Source organism: Streptomyces sp. NPDC037401, assembly GCF_055602345.1.
The window spans coordinates 1-9,432 of sequence record NZ_JBVJWO010000058.1; the positions used below are offsets into that span (position 1 = coordinate 1).

General features: G+C 73.0%; 10 protein-coding genes. 8 read left to right on the forward strand and 2 right to left on the reverse strand.

Features of this window, described 5'->3' with window-relative positions; all coding sequences use genetic code 11:
- Positions 1-98: 98 nt before the first annotated feature.
- Both ACZ7H1_RS35935 and ACZ7H1_RS35940 read right to left on the reverse strand, forming a co-directional pair.
- The gene (locus ACZ7H1_RS35935; protein WP_470792540.1) at positions 99-1,385 is read right to left on the reverse strand and encodes a WxL domain-containing protein; all 1,287 of its coding nucleotides are present in this window, start codon (positions 1,383-1,385) and stop codon (positions 99-101) included.
- Positions 1,386-1,533: 148 nt separating this feature from the next.
- Positions 1,534-2,307 carry a 4'-phosphopantetheinyl transferase family protein gene (locus ACZ7H1_RS35940; protein WP_470792542.1) on the reverse strand — a complete coding sequence of 258 codons (774 nt, stop codon included), beginning with the start codon at positions 2,305-2,307 and terminating at the stop codon, positions 1,534-1,536.
- A 110-nt stretch (positions 2,308-2,417) separates the two neighbouring features.
- Between ACZ7H1_RS35940 and ACZ7H1_RS35945 the strand changes: the two genes are divergently transcribed.
- The 8 genes from ACZ7H1_RS35945 to ACZ7H1_RS35980 all read left to right on the forward strand — a co-directional run bounded on the left by ACZ7H1_RS35945 (position 2,418) and on the right by ACZ7H1_RS35980 (position 9,256).
- Positions 2,418-2,876: a GNAT family N-acetyltransferase gene (locus tag ACZ7H1_RS35945; RefSeq protein WP_470792543.1), complete on the forward strand. Its 459-nt coding sequence runs from the start codon at positions 2,418-2,420 to the stop codon at positions 2,874-2,876.
- Between the two features lie 131 nt (positions 2,877-3,007).
- A complete protein-coding gene (locus tag ACZ7H1_RS35950; RefSeq protein ID WP_470792544.1) occupies positions 3,008-3,340 on the forward strand; it encodes a hypothetical protein in 333 nt (110 codons plus the stop codon).
- Positions 3,341-3,629: 289 nt separating this feature from the next.
- Entirely contained in the window at positions 3,630-3,830 is a 201-nt protein-coding gene (locus tag ACZ7H1_RS35955; protein ID WP_470792546.1) for a hypothetical protein, read from the forward strand.
- Between the two features lie 73 nt (positions 3,831-3,903).
- Positions 3,904-4,677: an FAD-dependent thymidylate synthase gene (gene thyX, locus ACZ7H1_RS35960; protein WP_470792547.1), complete on the forward strand. Its 774-nt coding sequence runs from the start codon at positions 3,904-3,906 to the stop codon at positions 4,675-4,677.
- Between the two features lie 18 nt (positions 4,678-4,695).
- On the forward strand, positions 4,696-5,256 hold the full coding sequence (locus ACZ7H1_RS35965; RefSeq protein ID WP_470792549.1) for an LOG family protein: 561 nt from the start codon (positions 4,696-4,698) through the stop codon (positions 5,254-5,256).
- 15 nt (positions 5,257-5,271) lie between these two features.
- Positions 5,272-6,321 carry an isopenicillin N synthase family dioxygenase gene (locus ACZ7H1_RS35970; protein WP_470792550.1) on the forward strand — a complete coding sequence of 350 codons (1,050 nt, stop codon included), beginning with the start codon at positions 5,272-5,274 and terminating at the stop codon, positions 6,319-6,321.
- Between the two features lie 88 nt (positions 6,322-6,409).
- Positions 6,410-7,612 carry an ATP-binding protein gene (locus ACZ7H1_RS35975; protein WP_470792552.1) on the forward strand — a complete coding sequence of 401 codons (1,203 nt, stop codon included), beginning with the start codon at positions 6,410-6,412 and terminating at the stop codon, positions 7,610-7,612.
- Positions 7,613-7,750: 138 nt separating this feature from the next.
- Positions 7,751-9,256, forward strand: coding sequence for a uracil-xanthine permease family protein (locus ACZ7H1_RS35980; protein ID WP_470792553.1), 1,506 nt, complete (start codon positions 7,751-7,753; stop codon positions 9,254-9,256).
- The last annotated feature ends 176 nt before the right edge of the window (positions 9,257-9,432 follow it).

Sequence of the window (9,432 nt, forward strand, 5' to 3'; positions counted from 1 at the left end):
CCCCCCCCCCCCCCCCCCCCCCCCCCCCCCCCCCCCCCCCCCCCCCCCGCCGCCCCCCCCCCCCCCCCCCCCCCCCCCCCCCCCCCCACCCGGGTGGGTCAGGCGACCGAGAAGGTCACGACCGACTGGTACGTGTCGGCGAACATGAAGGCGGGCAGCTGGATCATCGCGCCGCCGCCGACGGCGAACTCGCCACCGGTCAGCTCGTCCCCGCCGGGTGCGGCGGAGGCGACCTTGAGCGGCGTGTCCGTGATGGCGCCGGGCGCACCGGCGGTGCAGGCGCTCGGGCTGTCCGGGTTGGTCACCGTGCAGACCGGCTGGATGCCGAGCTGCGCCGTGGCCATGGCGTGTCCGGTGGCGGTGTTCAGGAACGGCGTGCGGGTGACCGTCAGGTCCCAGCCGAGGGTGCCGCCGCGGAAGTCCTGGACGGTGGCCGCGTTGAACTGGCCGACCACGGACTGCTTCTTGCCGTTGATGGTGACGGAACCGAAGTCCAGCGCGGGCAGTCCGGCGGTCGGACCGAGCGCCAGCGGTCCGGCGAGGACCTCGACGTCGACCGGGTGCGGCACGCCCACGGCGGGCTGGATCCAGTTGAAGGCCTTGCCCTCGGTGCTGCCGATGCGGACCTTGTCGGCCTTCTTGGTGAGCGTGAGGGAGCAGGTCGCGGCGCCGCCCGCGTCGGCGGATCCGCTTCCGGTGTCGCCGGTGGCCGCACCGGCCAGCAGGGCCTCACAGGTCACCGCGCCGGCCGCGAAGTTGGCGCCGGTGGCGACGACCGCGGTGCCGGGACCGCCGCTGTTGGGCGTCAGCTTGGTGGTGACCGGGTCCTTGGGCAGGGCCTCGATCGCGATCGTGGCGATGGGGGCACTGGGCCGCGGCTGCGGGAGGCAGGTGGTGGTGAAGACCGAGCCGCTGAGGTCGGCGTCGGTCACCGCCTGGTCGAGCCGGATCTCCAGCGTCGTGCCCTCGGTGCCGTCGGGGACCGTGATGGTCGACGAGAACGGCTTCGGGTCCAGCGGGACGCCGGCCACCACGGTCACCGTCTCGGGCGGGCTGGTGACCGTCTGCGTGGTGGCGCCGACCTTGAGGGTGAGCTTGGTGGTGTTGACCGTGGTCACGGAGAAGCCCGGGACCAGCGGGCTGGCGCCCGGGTCGATGGTGATCGGCACGACGTCGCCGGCTTTGGCCGAGTCGGGGACGGTGACGGTGTAGTTCTGGTTCCCCGAGCCGTCCGGCTGCGGCGCCGGGGCGTCGCAGACCGAGAACACGGGGGTGGTCGTCGTCGCGGCCGAAGCCGTGCCCGCCAGGCCCACCACGCCACCCGTCAGTGCCAGGGTCAGGGCTCCCGCCCCGGCAAGGATTCTTCGTCGGTAAGTCGTACTCACTGGGTCGCGACTCCTTCGTCGTGCGAACCCTCCCCCCACCCGCTGTGGGGGAGAGGCCGAGCCGGTGCGGTGGCCGACATTGACGCGTCGCGCCCACGAGAAGTCAATGACTACCCGGGGCCGGAAGGACACAGAAATTGATGTCCCATCAGACCGGGGTGGGGCTCTCCGGCTGCGGCCGCCGGCCGGACCCGGCCGGTCCGCCGGTCCGCGCGTCCTTGAGCGCCAGGGCCGCGGTGAAGCCGGGCGGCGCCGCCAGGTCGGTCACGGTCCATCCGGGCGTGTGCGCCGGGGCCGGCCCCGACCCGACGTACGGCTCGACGACGCCCAGCCCGAGGCCCGTACCGGTGCCCTTCAGGTACGCCTCCTTGCGCGACCAGAGCCGTGCCAGGGCCGCCGTCCGCCCGGCCTCGGGCAGCGCCAGCAGCTCTTGCGTCTCCCGCGGGTGCAGCGTGTGCAGCAGGTCCTTGACCACCGCCGGGCCGGGGGTGGCCTCGACGTCGACGCCGACGCACACCCCGGAGAACGCCATCAGGGCCACGTCCTCGCTGTGCGAGAGCGAGAAGTGCAGGCGGTCGGCCGGTCCGCCGCCCGGTCCCGCCGGGTCCAGGGCCGGACGTCCGTGCGGGCCGCCGCAGCAGGGGCACTCCTCGCGGACGAGCACGACCTGCTCGGGCCGCAGCCGCAGGTAGGCGCCGAGGAGCACCCGCAGGCCCACGTGCGCGGCGAGGTAGCGGTGCCGGTCGGCCGGCCGTACGAACGCCGCGGCGCGGGCCCGCTCGGCGTGGTCGAGCAGGGCGTCGTCGACCGGGAAGCCGCCCACCGTCTCCCGGTCGGTACGCAGGCGCCACAGTGCCACGGCCTCGCCCGTCGGCCGCCCCGCGGTGTCCGGCTTCCTCGCATCCAGTTCGTAGGTGCCCATTCGGCGAGGGTATGGGGCGGTCCTCAAGTCTGGTTCAAGCGGGTGCGTTCCGGCCGGTGGTCTGGCCGCTTTGGACCCCGGCGGCGCCCGGCAGGTTCTAGCCTGGCGCGATGAAGATTGCAGTGGACGACCTGTCGAGCCCCGAGATAGCGGCGTTCCTGGCCGCACACGTCCGGGAGATGCGGTCCATCACTCCGCCGGAGAGCAAGCACGCCCTGGACCTGGACGGGTTGCGTCGGTACGACGTCACCTTCTGGTCGGCGCGGGACGACGACGGCGCGCTGGTGGGCTGCGGGGCGCTGAAGTGGCTGGACGAGGAGCACGCGGAGATCAAGTCGATGCGTACGGCGCCCGACCGCACGCGCGCCGGGGTGGGGTCCTTCGTCCTGACGCACCTCGTCGGGGAAGCGCGCCGGATGGGGTACCGGCGGCTGAGCCTTGAGACCGGGGCGGCCGACTTCTTCGCTCCTGCGCGGGCGCTGTACGCCAAGTTCGGCTTCGAGGCGTGCGGTCCCTTCGCCGACTACAAGCCCGACCCGCTCAGCGTGTTCATGACCCGGACCCTGTGACGGGGGCGTATCCGTCGACACGTGCACATCCGTGCAGCTGCAAGCCTTTGACCCTTTTTCGGTCCCGCTCGCCGGGCGCATGGTCCTCACGGGCAGAAGTGCACCCGTTCCCTTCCGCGAGGAGAGCAGAGTTGGACACGAAGGAGACCACGCGCGCGCAGGCCACCCTGACCGCGGCGGAACTGCTCGAGACGGCCCGCAAGGCCGTCGAGCAGGGCTATCCGTGCGACGACCGGCTGGCGCGCGCCGCGCTGCACCTCATCGAGTGCGCCACGGACGTCGTCGTACGGCTTCCCGACCGTGACCTCGAATCCGCACGCGAGGCGCTGGGCCTGGCCCGCGCCGCCGTCGTGACGGCGACCTGCGCGGTGCGGGACATCCACGACGAGGCCCGGGAGACCCCCCGGTCCGCGTCCGGAGGCCCGCCCGCGGCCGCCCGGGTGTTCTGCGGCATCGACCGCTGACCGCACCCCTCGAACCGGGGCCCCGTGGCCGCGGCCGGCTTCACCGCCGGCCGTGACCGCGGGGCCCCGCTGCGTCTCCGGTGCATCTTCGGCAAGTGCGCCCGCAATTCACTTCGCTCTCGCTGCTTCTTTGGCACGTACAAACCGTCCCGGTACTTCTTTGGCATGTATCGGCTTTGGATTCAGACTTGTGCACTTCACAAGTCTGACCTTATTTCTGCGTGCTGCAGTTCGAAGAATGGAGTTGTGAGCGGGGAGGCCGCCACAACGCCGACTGCAGGAGCCCGACATGTGGATCACCGGTTACGAGACGAAGATTTCCGCCGCTCGCCACGCCGCCCGTTCCGCCGTGATCGCCGCCATCGCCACGCTGGCCGTCACGACCGCCGGCGGGGCGGCCTCCGCGGGCTCCGTCCTGGCCGACGGCAGCGGCAGCTCCGCGGTCACGCTCCCGGTCGGCGCCACGCCCGACGATCACGGCTGGGACTGACCACCGCCCAGCCGTCCGCACTGCGCCGTCCCGGCCGACCCAAGCGATCACGCACACCAACGAGGGGAACACCATGACCATCAGCCCGGCCCTTGAGACCGAGCCGACCGAGTCGACCGACATCAGGGCCTTCGGGCCCGAGATCGAACTGCGCAGCCACATCGCCGTGGAACTGGTCGACCACACGGCCTCCGACCTCGGTGTCGTACGCGCCGCCCGGGTGTCCACCGCCGGCGAGGAGGCGCACCGCGAAGAACGCGGCGACGAATACATCGGAGGGCTTATCCGGTATTTGATGCGCAGCCGCCACGGCAGCCCGTTCGAGCACAATTCCATGACGTTCCTCGTGCACGCTCCCATCTTCACGATCCGCCATATGATGCGGCACCGGATGTGGTCATTCAACGAGGAAAGCGCCCGCTACAAGGACCTGAAGAGCGTTTTCTACGTACCGGACCGGGACCGCGCCCTGAAGCAGGAGGGAAAGCCCGGCCACTACCGCTACGTGCCCGGCAGCGAGCAGGACTACGAGCTCATGAGCGAGGCCACCAGCGAGGCGTACCGGGCCGCGTACCGCGAGTACCAGCGCATGCTCGACGCCGGCATATCCCGCGAACTGGCCCGCATGGTGCTGCCCGTCGCCACCTACTCCACCGTCTACGCCACCTGCAACGCCCGCTCGCTGATGCACTTCCTCGGCCTGCGCACCAACCGCGCCGACGCCGCCTACGTCTCGCACCCGCAGCGCGAGATCGAGCTGGTCGCCGAGCAGATGGAGGACGAGTTCGCCCGCCTCATGCCGCTGACCCACGAGGCCTTCGAGAAGTTCGGGCGCGTCAGCCCCTGACGGACGGAGGTCCTCGCCATGCGCATCACCGTCTACGCGGGATCGGCTCTGGGCAACAGGGAGGCGTACCGCGAAGCGGCCGCGGCCTTCGCCAAGGAACTCGTCGCCGAAGGCCACGAGATCGTCTACGGCGGCGGGGCCGCCGGCCTCATGGGCGTGGTCGCCGACTCCGCCCTCGGCGCGGGCGGCCGCGTCACCGGAGTGATCCCCAAGCACCTCGTCGACGCGGAGGTCGCCCACCCGGGCCTGACCGAACTGCACGTCGTCGACACCATGCACCAGCGCAAGCAGCTGATGGCCGATCTGGCCGACGCCTTCGTCGCCCTGCCCGGCGGCGTCGGCACCGTCGAGGAAATCCTCGAAGCCTGGGCCTGGCTGATCCTCGGCCGCCACGACAAACCGATGGCCCTGCTGAACACCGAGGGCTACTGGGACCGCCTCCTGCGCCTGAACTGCCGGATGTCCTCCAGCGGATTCCTGCGCGAGAACGAGGTCGGAACCCTCGCGGCCGTGGGCGACGCGGCCGAATTCCTCGAACTCGTACGGGACTGGGAACCCCCGCCGCCGCGGTGGGGCTGAACGAAAGAAGACGCCATGTCGGTACTGAATGTCGAGAACGCGGCCGGCACGGCTGCACAAGTGACGGTCGTCGACGGATACGTCCCCGTCATCGACCTGAGTTCGGCGCGCACGGACCAGGCGGCCGACCGCCGGCTCGCCGCCGTGATCGACGAGGTCTGCCGCACCAGCGGCTTCCTCGTGATCGTCGGCCACGGCGTGCCCGAGCAGACCATCTCCGCGATGTACCGGGCCACCCGCGAGTTCTTCGCGCTGCCCGCCGACGTGAAGGCCGAGCTCCTGGCCGACCCGGCCGACCCGCTGATGCGCGGTTTCGGCCGCAAGGGCAGCCTCGCCGCGTCCAACGCCGACGCAGAGGTGGAGCAGGAGCGGTCGCTGCCCGACATCTCCGAGACCTTCACGGTCAACCGGCTGGGCGAGCCCGACGGGGGCAGCGCCCTGCCCGCGGACGCCGACCCGGCGCTGCGGACCCCGAACCGCTGGCCCGGACTGCCCGGCTTCGCCGAGTCGTACCGCGCGTACTACGCGGCGATGGAAGTCCTGGCCGCCGACATCATGCGGCTCTTCGCCCTCGCCCTCGGCCTGCCTGAGGACTGGTTCGAGGAGAAGATCGAGCGGCACATGACGAACCTGACCGCGAACTACTACCCGCGGCAGCCCGAACCCCCGGCGCCCGGCCAGCTCCGCAAGGGCATGCACAGCGACTGGGGCAGCCTCACCATCCTCTACCAGGACGACGGCCCCGGCGGCCTCCAGGTCCTCGACAAGGCCGGCCAGTGGCTCGACGTGCCCTACATCGACGGTTCGTTCGTCGTGAACATCGGCGACCTGATGGCGATCTGGACCAACAACCGCTGGGTCAGCACCGTCCACCGGGTCGTCAACCCGCCGCGGGAGCTGGCCGGGCGCGAGCGGTACTCCGTGCCGTTCTTCCACCAGCCCGCCTACGACGCCCTGATCGAGTGCATCCCCACGTGCACCGGCCCGCTCAACCCGGCCCGCCACGAGCCGGTGCGCTCCGGTGAGTACATCACCGGCAAGTTCCGCAGAGCGTACGGCGCGTGACCCGGACCCCCACCCCGGTGCTGCGCAGCCCCTGAGCACTCCCTGCGCAGCCCCTGAGCACCCCGGCGAAAGCGAGGTGAACCGGCACATGGCCAGAGCAGTGCTGTTGCTCGGTGCGGAGAACTCCGCCGCGCAGAGCCTGGTGGCAGCGGCCCAGCCGCTCGGCATCCGGGTGCACGCCGCGACCCACCGGGACCGCCACGGGCGGACCGCCCAGCGCCTGCGCGGCCGGCTCGCCGGCACCGTCTCCGCCGACCTCCGCTCCCCGGACCGTGCCGTCGGCCCCCTGGCCGACTACTGCACCCGGGAGGGCATCGGCGGAGTGGCGGCCAGCGGGGAGTCCTACTCCCCGCTGGCCGCCGCGCTCGCGGACGCCCTGGGCCTGCCCGGCCACCCTCCCGGCCGGGCGGCCGCCGCGCGCAACAGGTGGCGGACGGCCCAGGCGCTGCGGGAGCGCGGGGTGCCCTGCCCGCGCACCGTGGCCGTCGCGTCCCCCGAGGAGGCGGACCGGCGGCTGCGTGCCGCCGGGCTCTGTTACCCGGTCGTCGTCCGGCCCGCCGAGCGCGCGGGCGGCACGGGAGCGGTCCTCGTGGCTTGCCCGGAGGAGCTGCCCGTGGCCGTACGGCGGGCCGGCCGGGGCTCGGAGGTCCTCGTCCAGGAGTACCTGGACGGCCCCGAGTACCGGGTGGAGAGCGTGGTGTGCGCGGGCCGCTGCGGACACCTCGCGGTGCTGCGGACGTTCACCGGCGACGGCCGGATCCCCCACGAGACCGGGCACACCGTGCCCGCCGGCCTCGACGAGTGCACCCGGGTCTCCGTACTGGCCGCCGTGGAACGGGGCCTGGCAGCACTCGGCCTGCGGGACGGCATCGCCCACACCGGCCTGCGGGTGACGGCGGCCGGGCCGCAGCTCCTCAAGGTCGTGGCCGCCCCGCCCGCCGGACACCTCATGCACCTGATCGAGCACGCCACCGGTGTGAGCGTGGCCGGGGCCTACCTCCAGGCCGTCCTGGGGGAATGGCCCGACATCCGGGCGGAGCGCACCCGGGCCGCCGCGCTCCGGTTCATCGGCACCACCCGGCGCGGGGTGTTCCGCGAGCTGCGCGGGCTCGCCGCGAGCCCGTACGTCGCCGCCGTCCGCTCCTACGTGGAGCCCGGCGAGCGCGTCGGCGGAACCTCCGCGGCGTGCACCCGGCTCGGCCACGTGATCGTGTCGGCCCCGGACCCGGAGCTGGCCGACCTCCGTGCCGCCGAGGCGATGGCCGGCATCTCCAGCCTGGTCGACGTCTGAGACCCGGGACGCGAGACCTCCCGTACCGCGGCGGGAGCGCACCGCACCCCCCGCACCCCCGCACCCCCCCCGCACCCCCCGCACCCCCCGCATCCGTACGTCCCCACCCACGTCCCATCCGATCCGGAGGAAGACACCATGAAGGGAACACAGGGTCCGGCACGCCGGATCCTCGGCATCGGCTGGCGCCTGCACGGCGACGGACGGGCGCCCCGGCCCGGCGCCGCCGTGATGCCCGACGAGCGGCTCTCCTGGCCGCGCACGGTGGGCCTGGGCGCCCAGCACGTGGTGGCGATGTTCGGCGCGACCTTCGTCTTCCCCGTGGTGATGGGGCTCGACCCGAACCTGGCCATCATGATGTCCGGCGTCGCCACCGTGCTGTTCCTGCTCGTGGTGCAGGGCAGGATCCCCAGCTACCTGGGCACCAGCGCCTCCTTCGTCGGCGCGGTCGCCGCCATCCGGGCGGGCGGCGGAAGCACCGCCACCGTCACCGGCGCCGTGCTCGTCGCCGGCCTCGTGCTCGCCCTGGTGGGCCTGCTCGTCCACTTCGCCGGACCGGCGATGATCAACAAGGCGTTCCCGCCCGTGGTCGCCGGCGCCGTGGTGCTGCTCATCGGCCTCAACCTGGCCCCGGTCGTGGCCGACATCTACTGGCCCCAGGACCAGTGGGTGGCGCTCGCCACCATGTCCGTCGTGATCGCGGCGGGCGTGCTGTTGCGCGGCTTCTGGAGCCGGCTCGCCGTCCTCGCAGGGCTGGTCTTCGGGTACGTACTGTCCTGGGTGCTCGACCGGACCGCCGGCCCCCTCACCTCACCCGGGCCGACCGGCGAGGTCACCAGCCACCTGCGGGTACAGCTGGACGCCGTCTCCTCCGCCGACTGGTTCGGCCTGCCCGCCATGCAGACGCCCACCTTCTCCACCTCGGCCATCCTGCTGGTGCTGCCCGGCGTGATCGCCCTGCTCGCCGAGAACACCGGGCACATCAAGGCGGTCGCCGAGATGACCGGGAAGGACCTGGACCCCGTGCTCGGCCGCGCCGTCCTCGGCGACGGACTGGCCACCGCGGTCTCCGCGGCCGTCGGCGGCCCGCCGACCACCACGTACGCCGAGAACATCGGCGTCATGGCCGCGACCCGGGTCTACTCGACCGCCGCGTACTGGATGGCCGCGGCCGCGGCCCTGGTGTTCGGCCTGTGCCCGAAGTTCGGCGCCCTCGTGGCCGCCACCCCGGGCGGCGTGCTCGGCGGGATCACCGTGGTCCTGTACGGCATGATCGGGCTGCTCGGCGCCAAGATCTGGATCAAGGCGCGGGTCGACTTCGCGGATCCGGTCAACCTGGTCCCGATCTCCGCCGGCGCCGTCCTGGGCATCGGCGGCGTCACCCTCCAGGTGACGGACGACTTCTCGGTCGGCGGGATCGCCCTCGGCACCCTCGTGACCCTGATCGGCTACCACGCACTGGTCGCGGCCCGCGGCCGCAGGAAGGACGACTCCGCCGAGCAGGCGCAGCCGCCCTCGCCGGTGCCGTCAGCAGGGCCTTCGCAGGTCCCGTCCCCGGCGGCCGAACCGTCCCCCGGGACCCCGCCGCACACCGCGCCGCGGTCCGAGCAGGCACGGCTCGAATCGGCGGGCGCCACGGGCTGAGCGCGCCCCCGCAACACCGCTCCCACGGACGGGGGGGGGGGGGGGGGGGGGGGGGGGGGGGGGGGGGGGGGGGGGGGGGGGGGGGGGGGGGGGGGGGGGGGGGGGGGGGGGGGGTAAGGGGGGGGGGGGGGGGGGGGGGGAAGGGGTCAGGGAAGCGCTGGAGGTTCTCGATGTTG